The following is a 300-nucleotide window of genomic DNA, read 5'->3' on the forward strand; positions in this document are numbered from 1 at the left end:
GACGACGAGATTGAGGCCGGATGCGCGGAAGGCCTGGCTTTCGAACGATCGGTCACGGATTTCGCCTCGCTCATGGAAGAACACGGCGCGCTTGAGTTTGTGCGCAGCCTCGCCCTTGCTGAGGCCAGCCTGACAGCGCCGTCGCAGTGCCGGGCTCGAGTACCATTCGATCATGAACAACGATCGCTCGATGCGGCCCAGTTCGCGCAGAGCCCTCGCGAGCTGGCTTTCCTTCGGAGACGCTGAGAGCTTCTTCAGAATTGTCGAGGGCACAACGGCGCGGGTGGTGATCGACGCCGC

The 300-nt window shown here is 63.0% G+C and carries 1 protein-coding gene; it reads right to left on the reverse strand.

Annotation, left to right across the window (positions count from 1 at the left end; genetic code table 11):
- Positions 1–300, reverse strand: a 300-nt coding sequence (locus tag ACWGS9_RS35655; RefSeq protein WP_454509540.1) for a Tn3 family transposase, incomplete at both ends; no start/stop codon positions are given.

It is taken from the genome of Mesorhizobium sp. Arg314 (assembly GCF_053714275.1).